This window comes from Streptomyces sp. 2323.1, from assembly GCF_900221035.1.
Classification (GTDB): Bacteria; Actinomycetota; Actinomycetes; order Streptomycetales; family Streptomycetaceae; genus Streptomyces; species Streptomyces sioyaensis.
On sequence record NZ_LT907981.1, the window covers coordinates 1,575,286 to 1,591,060 of the forward strand.

Annotated in this window: 11 protein-coding genes and 1 pseudogene; 5 read left to right on the forward strand and 7 right to left on the reverse strand. The window is 71.6% G+C overall.

Annotated features, from left to right (window positions below; all coding sequences use genetic code 11):
• Positions 1-593 precede the first annotated feature (593 nt).
• A pseudogene (locus CPH93_RS36120) lies at positions 594-881 on the forward strand (transposase); the annotation flags it as partial.
• Positions 882-1,738: 857 nt separating this feature from the next.
• Here CPH93_RS36120 and CPH93_RS06205 read toward each other — a convergent pair.
• The 5 genes from CPH93_RS06205 to CPH93_RS06225 form a co-directional block, all read right to left on the reverse strand.
• Positions 1,739-2,977, reverse strand: coding sequence for an XdhC family protein (locus tag CPH93_RS06205; RefSeq protein ID WP_096212208.1), 1,239 nt, complete (start codon positions 2,975-2,977; stop codon positions 1,739-1,741).
• A 35-nt stretch (positions 2,978-3,012) separates the two neighbouring features.
• Positions 3,013-4,470 carry an NCS2 family permease gene (locus CPH93_RS06210; protein ID WP_093649223.1) on the reverse strand — a complete coding sequence of 486 codons (1,458 nt, stop codon included), beginning with the start codon at positions 4,468-4,470 and terminating at the stop codon, positions 3,013-3,015.
• Positions 4,471-4,703: 233 nt separating this feature from the next.
• A complete protein-coding gene (locus CPH93_RS06215) occupies positions 4,704-7,091 on the reverse strand; it encodes a xanthine dehydrogenase family protein molybdopterin-binding subunit (protein WP_096212209.1) in 2,388 nt (795 codons plus the stop codon).
• Between the two features lie 5 nt (positions 7,092-7,096).
• Positions 7,097-7,696, reverse strand: a complete 600-nt coding sequence (locus CPH93_RS06220; protein ID WP_093486261.1) for a (2Fe-2S)-binding protein — start codon at positions 7,694-7,696, stop codon at positions 7,097-7,099.
• Positions 7,687-8,586: an FAD binding domain-containing protein gene (locus tag CPH93_RS06225; RefSeq protein ID WP_093486259.1), complete on the reverse strand. Its 900-nt coding sequence runs from the start codon at positions 8,584-8,586 to the stop codon at positions 7,687-7,689. The genes CPH93_RS06220 and CPH93_RS06225 overlap by 10 nt, the downstream gene beginning before the upstream one ends.
• 271 nt (positions 8,587-8,857) lie before the next feature.
• Here CPH93_RS06225 and CPH93_RS06230 point away from each other — a divergent pair, with 271 nt between their 5' ends.
• From CPH93_RS06230 to CPH93_RS06240, 3 genes are all read left to right on the forward strand, one after another.
• Positions 8,858-10,513: a PucR family transcriptional regulator gene (locus CPH93_RS06230; protein ID WP_093649221.1), complete on the forward strand. Its 1,656-nt coding sequence runs from the start codon at positions 8,858-8,860 to the stop codon at positions 10,511-10,513.
• 363 nt (positions 10,514-10,876) lie between these two features.
• Positions 10,877-11,731, forward strand: coding sequence for a hypothetical protein (locus CPH93_RS06235; protein WP_231977198.1), 855 nt, complete (start codon positions 10,877-10,879; stop codon positions 11,729-11,731).
• A 430-nt stretch (positions 11,732-12,161) separates the two neighbouring features.
• Positions 12,162-13,037, forward strand: coding sequence for a hypothetical protein (locus CPH93_RS06240; protein WP_371126850.1), 876 nt, complete (start codon positions 12,162-12,164; stop codon positions 13,035-13,037).
• Between the two features lie 13 nt (positions 13,038-13,050).
• Here the strand turns inward: CPH93_RS06240 and CPH93_RS06245 are convergent, their stop codons facing one another.
• Positions 13,051-13,746 carry a GntR family transcriptional regulator gene (locus tag CPH93_RS06245; protein ID WP_093486250.1) on the reverse strand — a complete coding sequence of 232 codons (696 nt, stop codon included), beginning with the start codon at positions 13,744-13,746 and terminating at the stop codon, positions 13,051-13,053.
• A 173-nt stretch (positions 13,747-13,919) separates the two neighbouring features.
• Here CPH93_RS06245 and CPH93_RS06250 point away from each other — a divergent pair, with 173 nt between their 5' ends.
• Positions 13,920-14,759, forward strand: coding sequence for a (2Fe-2S)-binding protein (locus tag CPH93_RS06250; RefSeq protein WP_096212210.1), 840 nt, complete (start codon positions 13,920-13,922; stop codon positions 14,757-14,759).
• 96 nt (positions 14,760-14,855) lie between these two features.
• Here the strand turns inward: CPH93_RS06250 and CPH93_RS06255 are convergent, their stop codons facing one another.
• A complete protein-coding gene (locus CPH93_RS06255; RefSeq protein WP_093486248.1) occupies positions 14,856-15,590 on the reverse strand; it encodes a response regulator transcription factor in 735 nt (244 codons plus the stop codon).
• Positions 15,591-15,775 lie beyond the last annotated feature (185 nt).

The following is a 15,775-nucleotide window of genomic DNA, read 5'->3' on the forward strand; positions in this document are numbered from 1 at the left end:
GACCGGAATACGCGACACCGGCGCGTGGCGCAGCACAAGGCAATGCACAAGACACTGCACAACGCACCGCGCACGCAATTCGGTGTTCCGGACCGGAAGACGGCCGGCTGTTTTCAGGCAGGCCGGCATGGCCTTCGCGCGAAGATTGCGAAAATTCGAAGAACTCGAAAAAGGGGAATCCAGGGGCGGCCGGACACAGCCGGAAGCGCCCCGGTGTCAGGGTGAAGGCATACCGCGAAGCCGGCACGGAGCGCTTAGGGGCACCCCGTCAACGACTCGAAGAAGGGCAGCAGTCAGTACGCTGCAACGCTGCGGCAAGGACTTCCTTCGGGACTCATCCCGATCACCTCCTTGCTCGCGCGGACATATCCCGGCGCCCGCACCACGGGCGCCGTCATTTCCCCATGCTGCCACATCCCCGCAGCTATCCCCTCATTCTTTCGGCCGAACAGCGTCCCGGGGCGGTGTGATGTGCGCCGCTCCGAAATGAGCGGTGCGGAGGGGATGAATGGAGCCGGGCAGCGGGTGGCAAGAGCGGTGCCGGGCAGCCTTGGAAGCCGTTTCTGATGACGTGATGGTTCTTTGAGCCGTGCATGACGGATCTGGCGGAACGGTTGGTCCCGGAGGAGTTGTGGCATCTGTTCCAGCGGGTGGTCCCGCCGACGGAAGTCATACGCCCGCAGGGCGGCGGACGTCGCCGAGCCGGTGACCGTGTATGCCTGGCAGCGATCAACTTCGTGGCGACCTCGGGGTGCACCTGACGGCAGCTGCCGCCGACGTTCGGGCCGGCCGGGCCCACCGTCTACCGGCGCTTCGCCCGATGGAGCCGGGACCGGGTCCGGGCCAGGCTCCACCGGGTCGTCCTCGACGAACTCGGTGCTGGCTGCGGGCGACGTGCCATGACGCAAGCGGACAGGTCAGGGGCGGTTCAGGCGGGGTCTGTTACCTCTACTTCCCGTCTGAGTCGGCGCCCACTCAGCGCCGGGTACTCGCGGAGCCGGGAATCCGCTGACCATGTACACCCCGAAGGTGGCCCCGATAAGCTGACGGCAGCGCTCGCTGGACGAGGCGGTATCAGCCTTCGTGGCGTGACGTTGCCTGTAGGGAGGTCGCGGAGGGGGCACGCAGATCGAAGGCTGCGCCCGTTTCCAGCTCTTGCACCCAGCTGCTCGGCTGGTCGCCCACCCACCCGACGCTGCTCGAAGACCTGGAACACGGCGATTACTTCGCCGCCCTGACCTCCTGACCACCTCGCACCGACCGTGACAGGACAGGGATCTGGTGCGCCGACTACGGGATGGGAAAGCCAGTTATGGGTTCAGGAGTCGATTTCCTCGTCGTTCTTTTCCTCGTTGTCTATTTCGGTCCCGCTGTGTGGTTCTGCCGCAAGGTAGCCCGTAATTCGTCACGAGGTGTCGGCCGGCTCATGGCTGCCGGACTTTTGGGCATCCCTGTGACCCTGATATTCGCTGGGCTCTTCGTTCGGTGAACTTCTCTTGCCTGTCAGACTGGCAGGTGTTCTCGTCCCCCGTGCAGGTGGTGCCCCATCCGTACTGCCGCACGGCTTGGCCCACAACCAGATCCGCCATGCCCTGCTCAATGACCATCAAGGACATAAGAAACGACGTCTTATTGGTGCGGGCGGCCGTCTTATCGGTGCGGGCGGCCGTTATCGGCCGTAACGGTCAGGGACGTTGACGACGGGCGGCGCTTCGTCCTTCGCCTGCCGCCCCCGTCCTCAGGCCACCGACCCGATCCGCCCCACCGGCCGGCCCGTGTCGTGGTGGATGGGGGTGTGCGCGCCGGTCAGCGGTGTGCCGGTGCCGCCGCGGCGGTTGGCGACGATCTCGGCGGCGATGGACAGCGCGGTCTCCTCCGGGGTACGCGCGCCGAGATCGAGCCCGATGGGCGAGCGCAGCCGGTTCAACTCCAGCTCGGTCAGGCCGACTTCGCGCAGGCGCCGCTGGCGGTCCAGGTGGGTGCGGCGGGAGCCCATCGCCCCCACGTAGGCGACCGGGAGCCGCAGCGCGCGCTCCAGCAGCGGTACGTCGAACTTGGCGTCATGGGTCAGCACACACAGCACCGTGCGGGCGTCGAGGTCCTGGGAGTCCAGGTAGCGGTGCGGCCAGTCGACGACGATCTCGTCGGCGTCCGGGAAGCGGCTGCGGGTGGCGAAGACGGGGCGGGCGTCGCAGACCGTGACGTGGTAGTTGAGGAACTTTCCGACCTTGACCAGCGCGGCGGCGAAGTCGATGGCACCGAAGACGATCATGCGGGGTGCGGGGACGGAGGATTCCACGAGCAGCTCGATGGTCCCACCGCAGCGCGAGCCCGCCGGCTGCGCCCCGTCGTCGCCCTGCGGTGCGGCGTCGGCATCGCCCGTGCCGATCGCGACCGTCGTGGTGCGTCCGGCGTCCAGCAGCGCGCGGGCCTCGGCCAGCGCGGTGCGGTCCAGGGCGGGGTGGCCGCCGAGGGTGCCGGTGTGGCTGCCGTCGGGGCGGACGAGCAGGGCCCGGCCGAGGTACCCGTCGGGGCCCTGGACGACCCGGGCGAGGGCCGCCGCCTCCCCCGCGGCGGCGGCGGCCAGCCCGGCGGCGAGCGTGCCGGCGGTGCGGTCCGCCGGCTCCCTCGCCGCCGTGCCGTCACCGGCCGGACGCGCGGCCGCGGCCGGTATCGGCTCGACGAGGATGTCGATGATTCCGCCGCAGGTCAGGCCCACGGCGAAGGCATCCTCGTCGCTGTACCCGAAGCGCTCCAGGACCGGTTGGCCGGTTCGCAGCGCCTCCTGGCACAGTTCGTACACCGCCCCCTCCACACATCCGCCGGAGACCGACCCGATCGCCGTGCCGACACTGTCGACGGCAAGGGCGGCTCCGGGCTGGCGGGGCGCGCTGCCGTGGGTGGCCACCACCGTGGCCACCGCGACGTCGCGGCCCTGCTCGACCCACCGGTGCAGCTCGTCGGCGATGTCCAGCATGTCGGTCTCCTTATGGACGGGGGAGGGCGGGGCGGTTACTTGACGCCCAGCCACTGCTCGATCGGATGGAGCGAGAAGTAGACGAGGAAGATCGCGGACAGCACCCACATGAAGCCGCCGACCTCGCGCCACTTGCCCTGCCCCGCCTTGATGACGGTGTAGGCAACGACGCCGGCGCCGACACCTGCGGTGATGCTGTAGGTGAACGGCATCAGCACCACGGTCAGGAAGACCGGGACGGACACCGAGCGGTCGCGCCAGTCCACGTGCCCGGCGGCACTCATCATCATCGAGCCGATGACGACGAGGGCGGCCGAGGCCACCTGGGCCGGTACGAGCTGGGTGAGCGGGGTGAAGAACAGGCAGGCCGCGAAGAGCAGACCGGTGACGACGGACGAGAGGCCGGTACGCGCACCCTCGCCGACGCCGCTCGCCGACTCGATGAACACGGTCTGGCCGGAGGCACCGGCCATGCCGCCGATCGCGCCGCCCGCGCCGTCCACGAACAGCGCCTTGGACAGCCCCGGCATCCGGCCCTTGTCGTCGGCCAGCCCGGCTTCCGTACCGACGCCGATGATGGTGGCCATCGCGTCGAAGAAGCCGGCCAGCACCAGGGTGAAGACGATCATGCCCACGCTGAGGGCGCCGATCGAACCCCAGCCGCCGAAGTCCACATGGCCGAAGAGGCCGAAGTCGGGCATCGCCACCGCGCTGCCGCTCAGCTCGGGAGGCGTACCGCCCCAGTCCTTGGCCGTCAGTCCGCCGATCCTGGTGGCCGCGATGGCCAGGACGCTGCCGGCCACGATGCCGATGAGAATGGCACCGGACACCTTGCGCGCCTGCAACATGAAGATCAACAACAGCGTGACACAGAAGAACAGGACCGGCCAGCCGGAGAGCTGTCCGTTCAGGCCGAGGGTGACCGGGCCGCCCTCGCCCTTGCCCACGAACCCGGCCTTCACCAGGCCGAGCAGGGCGACGAACATCCCGATGCCCATGGTGATCGCGTGCTTGAGCGCCAGCGGGATGGCGTTCATGATCATCTCGCGGAGGCCGGTGACCACCAGCAGACAGATGATGACGCCGTAGATCACGCACATGCCCATCGCCTGCGGCCAGGTCATGTGCGGGACCACCTGGGCGGTCAGCGCGGCGGACACGTTGAGGCCGGCCGCCAGGGCCAGCGGCACCTTCCCGATGAAGCCCATCAGGAGGGTGGAGACGGCCGCGGCGAACGCGGTCGCGGTGACCACGCCGGCGTGCGCGAGGGTGTTCTTCTCGACGTCCGGGGTCGACAGGATCAGCGGGTTGAGGAGGAGGATGTAGCACATCGCCATGAAGGTGGTGATGCCGCCGCGCAGCTCGCGCGCGAGCGTCGACCCTCTGTCGGATATGTGGAAGTACCGGTCGAGCCAGTCCCGGCCGGCGGGCTGGCGCGAGCCGGCGCCCGCGTCTTCCGCCGTGGTCCGCGGCTCAGTGGACTGCTGGGTCATGGTGCCTTGCTCCCAAGGTTCAAAGGGGCCCTCGCATCGGATGCGAGATTTGGGATGGTTCATGGCTGCACGACCCGGGGGACGGCCCGAGACGAACGGGTACTGACTCCGTACGTGGGGCGGAGCAGTGACTGCGTGGTGCGGGCCTGCGGAGGGTGCGCGCAGGAGGACCGGCAGGACCTCCTGCACGCACCGCCCGGAAGCCGGGCCCGGGGACCGGCCCCGGACGGTCTCTATGTGCCGGTGAGGTGCTCGGGGCGCACCGGCGTCTTGTTGAGCTCCAGCCCGGTCGCGTTCCGGATCGCCGCGAGGACGGCCGGGGTGGACGACAGGGTGGGGGCCTCGCCGATGCCGCGCAGCCCGTAGGGGGCGTGCTCATCGGCGAGTTCGAGCACATCGACCGGGATGGTCGGGGTGTCGAGGATGGTGGGGATGAGGTAGTCCGTGAAGGACGGGTTGCGTACCTTCGCGGTCTTGGGGTCGACGATGATCTCCTCCATGACGGCCACGCCCAGCCCCTGGGTGGTGCCGCCCTGGATCTGGCCGACGACGGACAGCGGGTTGAGCGCCTTGCCGACGTCCTGGGCACAGGCCAGTTCGATGACCTTGACCAGGCCGAGCTCGGTGTCCACCTCGACGACCGCGCGGTGGGCGGCGAAGGAGTACTGGACGTGGCCGTTGCCCTGGCCGGTGCGCAGGTCGAACGCCTCGGTCGGGCGGTGCCGCCACTCCAGCTCCAGGTCGATCGCCTCGTCCTCCAGGACGTCCGCGATGTCGGCCAGGACCTCTCCGCCGTCGGTGGTGACCTTGCCGCCCTCCAGCAGCAGTTCGGCGGTGGCCCAAGCGGGGTGGTACGTGCCGAACTTGGCGCGGCCGGTGGCCAGGACCTTCTCGCGCACCGCCTCGCAGGTGTGCTTCACCGCGCCGCCGGTCACATACGTCTGCCGGGAGGCGGAGGTGGAGCCGGCCGAGCCGACCTGGGTGTCGGCCGGCTGGATGCTGACCTGCTGGACGCCCAGCTCCGTACGGGCGATCTGGGCGTGCACGGTGATGCCGCCCTGGCCGACCTCCGCCATGGCGGTGTGGACGGTGGCGACCGGTTCGCCGCCGATGACCTCCATCCGCACCCGGGCGGTGGAGTAGTCGTCGAAGCCCTCGGAGAAGCCGACGTTCTTGATGCCGACGGCATAGCCGACCCCGCGGACCACGCCCTCGCCATGGGTGGTGTTGGACAGCCCGCCGGGCAGCGCGCGGACATCGGCGCCCTCGCCGGCCGACAGCCACTGCTGCTCGGGCGGCAGCGGCATCGCCTTGACCCGGCGCAGCAGTTCGGCGACCGGCGCGGGCGAGTCGACCTGCTGTCCGGTCGGCAGCAGCGTGCCCTGTTCCATGGCGTTGAGCTGCCGGAACTCGACCGGGTCCAGCCCCAGCTTCTTCGCGAGCTTGTCCATCTGCGCCTCGTACGCGAAGCACGCCTGGACCGCGCCGAAGCCGCGCATCGCCCCGCAGGGCGGGTTGTTGGAGTACAGCGCGATGGCCTCGATGTCGACGTCGTCGACGACGTACGGGCCGACCGAGAGGGACGAGGCGTTGCCGACGACGGCCGGGGAGGCGGAGGCGTAGGCGCCGCCGTCCAGCACGATCCGGCACTTCATGTGGGTGAGCTTGCCGTCCTTGGTGGCGCCGTGCTCGTACCAGAGCTTCGCCGGGTGCCGGTGGACGTGGCCGAAGAAGGACTCGAACCGGTTGTAGACGATCTTGACGGGCTTGCCGGTGCGCAGCGCCAGCAGGCAGGCGTGGATCTGCATCGACAGGTCCTCGCGACCGCCGAAGGCGCCCCCGACGCCGGAGAGCGTCATCCGCACCTTCTCCTCGGGCAGGCCGAGGACCGGGGCGATCTGGCGGAGATCGGAGTGCAGCCACTGGGTGGCGACGTACAGATCGACGCCGCCGTCCTCACCGGGCACCGCGAGGCCGGACTCCGGGCCGAGGAAGGCCTGGTCCTGCATGCCGAAGACGTACTCGCCGGAGACGATGACATCGGCCCTCTTGGCGGCCTCGTCCGCATTGCCGCGGATGATCGGCTGGCGATGCACGATGTTGGGGTGCGGCACATGACCCGAGTGGTGGTCGCTGCGGTTCTCGTGGACCAGCGGTGCGCCCTCGGCGGTGGCGGAGGCCTCGTCGGTGACGACCGGCAGTTCGCGGTAGTCGATCTTGATCTTGGCGGCGGCGCGGCGGGCGGTCTCCGGATGGTCGGCGGCGACCAGCGCCACCGGCTCGCCGTGGTGGCGCACCTTGCCGTGCGCGAGCACCGGCGTGTCCTGGATCTCCAGGCCGTAGTTCTTCACGTCGGTGGGCAGGTCGTCGTAGGTCAGTACGGCGTAGACACCGGGGGTCGCCAGCGCCTCGGCGGTGTCGATCGAGCGGATCTCGGCGTGTGCGGTGGTGCTGCGCAGCGTGTAGCCCCACAGCATGTCCTCGTGCCACATGTCCGAGGAGTAGGCGAATTCGCCGGTCACCTTGAGGGTGCCGTCCGGCCGCAGGGTGGATTCGCCGATCCCGGCCCGGGTCTTGCCGCCCTGGGTGAGGCTGGTGGGGGTGCGGGTGACACCTGCCATGGCGATCAGGCCCCCTGTCCGGCGGTGTGGGAGTCGCCGCGGGCGGCCGCCAGCCGGACCGCGTCGAGGATCTTCTCGTAGCCCGTGCAGCGGCAGAGGTTGCCCGACAGCGCCTCACGGATATCGGCGTCCGACGGGGAGTCGTTGCGCTCCAGCAGTTCATCGGCGGCGACCAGCAGGCCCGGGGTGCAAAAACCGCACTGGACCGCGCCGGCGTCGATGAACGCCTGCTGGATCGGGGAGAGTTCGGCCGGCACGCCGGTCTGCGAGCCGGCGGGCCGGGCCTGCCACTGCTTGGCCTCGTCCACGCTGGTGCCGCAGACGCCGGAGGCGCAGCCGCCCCCTTCCGCACGCTGCTTGGCGAAGTCCGCCAGGCCCTCGACGGTCACCACCTCGCGGCCCTCGACCTGGCCCGCCGCGACCAGACAGGAACACACCGGCACCCCGTCCAGACGGACCGTGCAGGACCCGCATTCGCCCTGCTCACAGGCGTTCTTGGAGCCCGGAAGCCCCATCCGCTCGCGGAGGACGTACAGCAGGCTCTCGCCTTCCCATACGTCGTCGGCCTCCTGCCGGCGGCCGTTGACGGTGAATGTCACGCGCACTGTGCGCCTCCCTTTGAGCCGTGGGCGTTGCCGCGGTAGGACTCCCAGGTCCAGCCGAGGGTGCGGCGCGCCATGATGCCGACCGCGTGCCGGCGGTACGCGGCGCTGCCGCGCACGTCGTCGATCGGGTTGCAGGCGCCGGCGGCGAGCTGCGCGAACTGCTTGGCGACGGACGGCGGAATGGGGCTGCCCGACTCCCAGAAGCCGCCCTCCTCCAGCGCCGCGGTGAGGAAGACCTCGGCCTCCTTGGCGCGGACGGGGGTGGGCGCGGCGGAGCCGATGCCGGTGCGCACCGTGCGGGTCTCGGGGTGCAGCGCGATGCCGAACGCGCAGACCGCGATGACCATGGCGTTGCGGGTGCCGACCTTGGAGAACTGCTGCGGGCCGTCGGCCTTGGGCAGATGCACCGAACGGATCAGCTCGTCGGGCGCCAGCGCATTGCGCTTGACGCCGGTGAAGAAGTCGTCGATCGGGATCATCCGGCGGCCGCGTACGGACTCCACCTCGACCTCGCAGCCGGCGGCCAGCAGCGCGGGGTGGGCGTCGCCGGCCGGGGAGGCGGTGCCGAGGTTGCCGCCGACGCCGCCGCGGTTGCGGATCTGCGGGGAGGCCACCGTGTGCGAGGCCAGGGCCAGGCCGGGGAGCTCGGCCCGCAGGTTTTCCATGATCTGGGTGTAGGGCACGGAGGCGCCCAGCCGGACGGTCTGCTCGCCGACCTCCCACTCGTTCAGCTCACCGATGCGGTTCAGGTCGAGCAGGTACTCCGGGCGGCGGTGGTCGAAGTTGATCTCGACCATCACGTCCGTGCCGCCCGCGATGGGCACAGCGGTGGGGTGCTCGGCCTTGGCGGCGAGCGCCTCCTCCCAGCTGGCGGGGCGAAGGAAGTCCATGGGTGGCCTCTTCTACGAATGTGCTGCGAACTAGGTCGCTCGGTGCTCATGGTGCGGACGCGGTGCTCTCGCCGCCATGGAGCGGTTCATGTCTTGTTCATGTGATGAGGCTCAGTGAACGCTCCTGGACCCGTCCGGTGCAGTCACCGAAACCATGAAGCGGTTGGCTGGCCAGGCCACCCGTCTTGTAGATTCGAACGAAAGTCGAGGCTTGGAAACCTCGCGGCATTCCACCGGCAACACCAGACAGCAAAGAACGGCGGGCGAGGTCATGCGGCTCCGCGTACTCCTGGACACCCACTCCCTGGGCCTCAGGCTCCTCGGAGGCGAGGACGAACTGGATCGCACTGTACGCGGCGTGATGACCACCGACCTGCGCGATCCCAGCCGCTATCTCTCCGGCGGCGAACTGGTGCTGACGGGCCTGGCCTGGCGCCGTGAGCCGGAGGACTCCGAGCCGTTCGTCCGGATCCTGGCCGCCGCGGGCGTCGCCGGACTCGCGGCGGGCGAGGCGGAGCTGGGCTCGGTCCCGGACGATCTGATCGAGGCCTGTGCACGGCACCGGCTGCCGCTGTTCTCGGTCGTCGAGGACGTCTCGTTCGCCTCCATCACCGAGCACGTCGTCCGCCAGGTCTCCAGCGAACGGGCCGGCGATCTGGCGGCCGTGGTGGACCGCCACCGGCGGCTGATGACGTCCGCGGGCGGCGGCCCGGAAGTGGTCCTGGACCTGCTCGGCTCCGACCTGGACCTGCGGGCCTGGGTGCTCTCCCCCACCGGGCGGCAGATCGCCGGCTCGACCCTGGCGGACGCCGGGCCGGAGCTCTCCGGTGAGCTGGCCGCCCGGCTCGCGGGCGAGCATCTGGCGGCCGCCCGCACCGGCCGGCGCGGCCCGCACCGGGTCACCCTCGGCGGGGCCACCTTCTCGCTGTTCCCGATCCGCCAGGAGGGCCGTGACCTGCGCCAGACGGTGCTGAGCGACTGGCTGCTGGCCGTCGAGGCGGACGCCGGCGAGTGGCCGGCGGAGCGCCTGGACCTGCTGCACGGCGTCACCCAGCTGATCGCGGTGGAACGCGACCGGCGCGATGCGGCGCGCACGGTCCGCCGCCGGCTCGCCCAGGAGGTGCTGGAGCTCGTCCAGGCCGGCGCCCCGCCCGCCGAGATCGCGGCCCGGCTGCGGGTGGCCGCCCCGGTGCTGCTGCCCGGCCTGGGCACCGCACCGCACTGGCAGCTCGTGGTGGCCCGGGTCGAGTGGGAGGACGGCGACGTCCCCGGCGGCCCCGTGGCACAGAGCCTGCTGGAGGAGATGCTGGTCGACCCCGGCGCCGCCGGGCCCGAGCACTCCGACCGCATCGCCGTGGCACACACCGGCGACGAGGCGGTGGCGCTGGTGCCGCTGCCCGTGCCGGACGAGTCCGGGGACTCCGCGGCGACGGGTCTGCACGCCGCCGAGCTGCTCCGGCTCGTCCAGGAGCCGCTCAGCCGCGGTCTGGACGACGACGGGCGGCTGACGGTCGGGGTCAGCGCCGCGGTGCACTCCGCGGAGGGCCTGCGCGGCGCCCTGGAGGAGGCCCGGCACGCCCGCCGGGTCGCCGCCGCCCGCAACGGCCGGGTCTGCGCCGCCGGACACGAGGAGCTGGCCTCGCACGTCCTGCTGCTGCCGTTCGTGCCGGACGACGTCCGCCGGGCCTTCACCGCCCGTCTGCTGGACCCGCTGCGCGAGTACGACCGCAAGCACCGCGCCGAGCTGATCCCCACCCTGGAGGCGTTCCTCGACTGCGACGGCTCCTGGACCCGCTGCGCAACGCGTCTCCACCTGCATGTGAACACGCTCCGCTACCGGGTGGGCCGGATCGAGCAGCTCACCGGACGCGATCTGGCCCGTCTGGAGGACAAGCTGGACTTCTTCCTGGCGCTGCGGATGAGCTGAGCGCGGCGACGCCTCGCGGACGGCATCGCCGAGGGCGCGGGCCTGCGCCCCGCCGATCCCGTCGCCGGCGGGGCCCGGACGCCCCGCAGCCGCCCGGTGCGATCCAGCAGCCCCGCATCCGCCGTTCGGGGTAACTCGATCGGGCGGCATCGCGGCGGCGGAGACCGGCCGCGGCCGCCCGCGCTTGCGCCGTAATGCGCCCGATCAGGGCCGCGCGCCCCGTCCGGACCGGGCACCGGGTGATTGTGAAAACGTTCACCCGCCCCCTTGGCCCGGCGGCGGAGTTCGTGCTGAGATGCGCGCACGGCTTCCGATTTCCAGCTCAATGGCGCGCTTGGGGAGGGCAACGTGGCGGATACCGCCATGCCAGATTCAGCGGATCCCGTGGATCCGGAAAGTTCTGCGGATCCGGTGCCGGTCGCGGTACCGAGGCCCGCATCCGCACCGGAAGTACCGGCCGTCGGCACGGTCGAGGGGGACGATCCCCTCGACCGTGCCGTTTGGCGACTGCGCTCCCGCGGCTGCTGGGACGACGCGGCCGCGCTGCTGGAGCGGCACGCCGTCCGTCACGCCCCGTCCGCGCTGCGCCGCGCGGCCCTCCTGGTCGAGCGCTGTGTGTTCACGGCCACCGGCTGGGCCGAGGCCGAGGACGCGCTGCGCGGCGCCGAGGCCCTGGCGGGCGACGACGACGAGCGGGGCGGCGCGGCCTGCGAGCGCGGCCATCTCGCCTACGCCGCCACCGTCTTGGGCGTCCGGGACCGGGCCGACGAGGCGCGCTCCGCGCTCGGCCGGGCCGCCGCGCTGCTGGCACCCGCAGCGGCCGGCCGCCCGCTGCTGGACTTCCGGCGCGGGCTGATGGCCGAGCACGTCGCCGACAGCCCGGATTCGGCGCGCGCCGCCTACCGCCGCGCGCACGCCGGCGCCACCGCGCACGGCGACCACCTGCTGCTGTCCTTCACCTGGCGCCATCTGGCCGGACTCGCGCTGCGGGACGGGGAGTTGGCGGAGGCCCGGCACGGTTTCGCCGAGTCGCTGCGGATCCGGGAGGAGCTGGGCTTCCTCATCGGTACGGCACCGGCCCTCGCGGCACTGGCCGACGCCGCCCCGGAGGCCGACGCGGACCGGCTGCGCACCGAGGCGGCCCGGCTGTTCCGCCTCATGGGCGGCGTACCGACCTGGCTCGCCGATCATCTCTCCACGGCCGTCACGGCGACCTAGCCGGGATGGCTCACGCTCCCCTGGCCGCGGCCGCCGGGGATCCCGGTGCCGGCCCACCACACGCGCTCGGCGGGTGGTGGGCCTTCACCGTGCTCCGTCACCGTTCTCCGGCGCCGGAGGGCGCTCCTCCGCTCGCCGTCAACCCCCCTTCGTCAGCCATGCCCGCAACCGGCCCGATTGGCTGGATCTCGACGGTCCCCGGGGCGGATCGGCCGGGGCGTGACGGTTGCCGGACCGGCCGGCGGTCGACGCGCCGGGCGAACCGGGAGGTGGGACCATGGGGCGAAGGCCCGGGGCCGGGGTGTCTCCGCACGCCCCACAGGCCCCGAGAATGGCCGCAAGTCGCACTGTGAGGCGGCGGCGGGGGTAGGGATGCTGGTCCGGGACCAGCTGAGCCCCCACCCATTGGCTCAGCCTTTCAGGAGGCCACATGACAGCAGGAGTGACCAACACGACCGCGGGAACCGACTGGGGCAAGGCGGATTTCGAGGCGATTTACAACTGCCCTGATCCCCGCCGGTACTTCGCCACACTGCAGCCCCTGGACTATCAGATTCCGCACCACGGCCAAGCGGTGTTCCGCACCGTGACCGAGACACTGCAGCGCCACCGCAGTGACCGTCCGCCACTCAACGTCGTCGACCTCTGCTGCTCATACGGGGTCAACGCCGCACTGCTCAACTGCCAGGTGTCCCTCTCCGACCTCTACGACCGCTACACCGCACTCCGCCCGGACGTGCCGACGACCCGTCAACTCATCGACGAGGACCGTACATTCTTCGCCAGCCGGCGCCGTGCCGAGTCCGTACGCATCACCGGCATCGACGCGGCGGACCGCGCGGTCGGCTACGCCCGCGAGGTCGGTCTGCTCGACCACGGTTTCGCGGAGAATCTGGAACTCGACGAGCCGAGTCCACAGCTGCGGCGCGTGCTGGCGGACACGGATCTGATCACCGTCACCGGTGGCGTCGGCTACATCACCGCGACCACGTTCACCCGTCTCTTCGACTGCGTCTCGTCCCCGCCCTGGGTCGCCGCGTTCGTGCTGCGCACGGTGTCCTACCGCCCGGTCTCCGCCCTGCTGGCCCGGGCCGGACTGGTCACGGAGAAGCTCCCCACCCGTACGTTCCGCCAGCGGCGGTTCGCCGACGGGGCCGAGCGGCGGGGGGCGTTCGAGGCGATCGCCGGACACGGCCTGTCCACCGCCGGCAAGGAATCCGACGGCTTCTACCACGCCGATCTCTATCTCTCCCGGCCCGCCGCCGATGTCGCGGCGCTGCCCCTGGAAGAGCTGCTGCCCGGCTGAGCCACCGGACGGCTCAGTGCGGGTGCCGGGCCGCCGAGACATGCGCGCGGGCGATCCGCTCGGCGACCGCGAACTCCTGGGCGCTCAGGGCGTCGAGCAGCTCGTGGTGTTCGGCGGCATCGGCCAGCAGCTCGGCCGCGCGCCCGGAGCCGGCGGCCGGCGGCCACTGGGAACGGCGCAGCAGATCGCCGGTGACCTCGGTGAGCCGCCGGTTGCCGGTGAGCGACATCAGCGCGTCGTGGAAGGCGTGGTCGGCCTCGGCATAGCCGACCCGGTCGCCACCGGCGGCGGCCGCCACGCCCGCCGCGGCCAGCGGGCGCAGCTCCTCCCAGCGCTGCGGGGGCAGCGTCCGGGCCAGCCGGACGATCGCGGGCACCTCCAGCATCGCCCGGACCTCGGCCAGCTCGGCGAGGTCGCGGGCGCTGCGCTCGGCGACCCGGAAGCCGCGGTTGGGCACCACCTCGACGGCGCCCTCGCCCGCGAGCTGCTGCATGGCCTCGCGGACCGGGGTCGCGGAGACGCCGTAGCGCTCGCCGAGCGCGGGCGCGGAGTAGACCTCGCCCGGGGTCAGCTCGCCGTCGACCAGCGCACGGCGCAGTGCGGCCAGCACCTGGCCGCGGACGGAGTGCCGCCGGGGCACGCCGGGACCGGGCTGCGCGGGCACCCACCCCTGTGCACACGGCTGCGGTTCCGCTGTGCCCTGCTCCATGACGATTCCTCCTGACGTCCCCAGCACCATAGGCGGCGCGGGCCGCCGTGCAAATCCGAAACCGGACGGGGAACGTCCGGGGGCCGCGAGGACTGGCGTTCGGCAGGCACGGGTAAAGTGCTCGGGTAAGGTAAGGCTTACCTGCTGACGCTCGCGATTCGGTGGTCTCCCCCATGACTCCTGTCCCCGCCGCTCCGCCCGCCGCCCACCCCGTCGCCGACGCCTACGCCCGGCTCTCGGAGGTCTTCCCCGGCCTGCAGGTGACCACCTGGGACGCGGCGCCGCCCAGCGGCGACGGCTGGGTGTGTGCGGCCGGCCTCGCGGCCGGCGGCGCGGCACTGGAGACCTTTCTCGCCCAGGACGACGCACAGATCCTGCGGGATTACGGACAGCGCGCCCGGCCGGACGTCGTCGCGAGCTTCGCCCTGCACCGCTACGCCTGGCCCGCCTGCCTGCTGATCACCCTCCCCTGGTTCCTGCACCGCCGGGTCCCGCGGCTGCCCGTACAGGACGTGTCCTTCCAGCGGGAGCCGGGGCGGATGGCGGTGCGCATCGGCGCGTTCTGCTGCCTTCCCGATGATCCGGCGGCCGGGCTGCCCGGCGCCCGGGTCGTACCGGACGAGGAGGCGCTGCGCGCGGAGGTGCGGGCCGCGGTGGCCGAGCACCTCGCCCCCGTCCTGGCCGGCTTCGCCGCACGGACGCGGCGCGGGCCGCGGGCGCTGTGGGGCCTGGCGTCCGACGAGCTCGTCGAGGGCCTGTGGTACCTGGGGCATCTGCTGGGCGAGGAACCCCGCGCGGTGGCCGCACTGAAGCAGCTCCTGCCGGGCAGCACCGCTCCCTACGTCGGCGCTGCCGGATTCCGCACCCTCACCGGCCCGGCCGGCGAGTCGCTCCCCACCCGGGACCGCGCCAGCTGCTGCATGTACTACACCCTCCGCCCCGAGGACACCTGCGTCACCTGCCCCCGCACCTGCGACTCCGCCCGCATCGAGCGCCTCACCGCAACGACCTGACCCCCTTGCGCCGCCCTTCGGGTCGTGACGCTCGACCCCAACTCACCGACTTCATAAGGACGTTCGAGCAGCGCACGACTCCGTGCGCACTGCCGTTCAGGCGTATGCGCTGTCGCCGGGAACGGTGAGCCGGAAGCCGATGCCGCGGACGGTGGCGATCCAGGCCGGGTCGCCCAGCTTGCGGCGCAGCGCCGATACGTGCACGTCGAGCGTGCGGGTGGGGCCGAAGTAGTTGGGGTCCCACACCGTGTCGAGGATCTGCTGGCGGGAGTGCACGGCGCCAGGATCGCTGGCCAGTTGGGCCAGGAGATCGAATTCCTTCGGGGTGAGTGTGAGCGGGCGGCCGTCGATGGTGACGCCCCTGGTGCGCCGGTTGATGGTCAGCGGGCCGAGGTGCTGGACGCCACGATCCTCCGGAAGTTGCGTGCGCTGACGGGGGAGTCCGGTTGCCGTGCCGGTGTGCAGCGGGGCGAGTCTCTCGGGGTGGGTGCGGCGGGTGACGGCTCGGATCCGGGCGACCAACTCGCGTACCCCGAAGGGCTTGGAGAGGTAGTCGTCCGCTCCGACTTCCAGGCCGACGACGCGGTCGGTCTCCTCGCCTCGTGCGGTGATCATGATGATGGGGACGGTGGAGCGGGCGCGCAGGGCCCGGCAGACATCGATGCCGTCCATGTCGGGCAGCCCGAGGTCCAGAAGGATGAGGTCGGCGGTGGAGGCCGACAGAGCGGAGGCTCCGGATTTGACGTGGTCGACGGCGAAGCCGTAGCGGTTCAGCCCTTCCATGACGGGACCGGCGATCCGGTCGTCGTCTTCGACGAGCAGGAGCCGCATGGTTTCTGCTGATGGTCCGGCCGGGACGACCTGTTCGGCCCCTGCGGTGTACGAGGGATCGCTATTCGTCGGCATGGCTGTGTCCGTGATCGTCTGGGGTGGGTCCGCCGCTGCCGGCGTCGCGGCGTGCGGTGGTGGTGGCGGCGGTGCTGCTCGTGCGACTGAGTGTTGCACTGTGGGGACGA

What these genes read in the sequence shown, in the direction of transcription:
- CPH93_RS06205 (WP_096212208.1), bottom strand. Translation starts at nt 2,977, where the DNA reads ATGCTGGACATCGCCGACGAGCTGCACCGGTGGGTCGAGCAGGGCCGC.
- CPH93_RS06210 (WP_093649223.1), bottom strand. Translation starts at nt 4,470, where the DNA reads ATGACCCAGCAGTCCACTGAGCCGCGGACCACGGCGGAAGACGCGGGC.
- CPH93_RS06215 (WP_096212209.1), bottom strand. Translation starts at nt 7,091, where the DNA reads ATGGCAGGTGTCACCCGCACCCCCACCAGCCTCACCCAGGGCGGCAAG.
- CPH93_RS06225 (WP_093486259.1), bottom strand. Translation starts at nt 8,586, where the DNA reads ATGGACTTCCTTCGCCCCGCCAGCTGGGAGGAGGCGCTCGCCGCCAAG.
- CPH93_RS06230 (WP_093649221.1), top strand. Translation starts at nt 8,858, where the DNA reads ATGCGGCTCCGCGTACTCCTGGACACCCACTCCCTGGGCCTCAGGCTC.
- CPH93_RS06235 (WP_231977198.1), top strand. Translation starts at nt 10,877, where the DNA reads ATGCCAGATTCAGCGGATCCCGTGGATCCGGAAAGTTCTGCGGATCCG.
- CPH93_RS06240 (WP_371126850.1), top strand. Translation starts at nt 12,162, where the DNA reads ATGACAGCAGGAGTGACCAACACGACCGCGGGAACCGACTGGGGCAAG.
- CPH93_RS06245 (WP_093486250.1), bottom strand. Translation starts at nt 13,746, where the DNA reads ATGGAGCAGGGCACAGCGGAACCGCAGCCGTGTGCACAGGGGTGGGTG.
- CPH93_RS06250 (WP_096212210.1), top strand. Translation starts at nt 13,920, where the DNA reads ATGACTCCTGTCCCCGCCGCTCCGCCCGCCGCCCACCCCGTCGCCGAC.
- CPH93_RS06255 (WP_093486248.1), bottom strand. Translation starts at nt 15,590, where the DNA reads ATGCGGCTCCTGCTCGTCGAAGACGACGACCGGATCGCCGGTCCCGTC.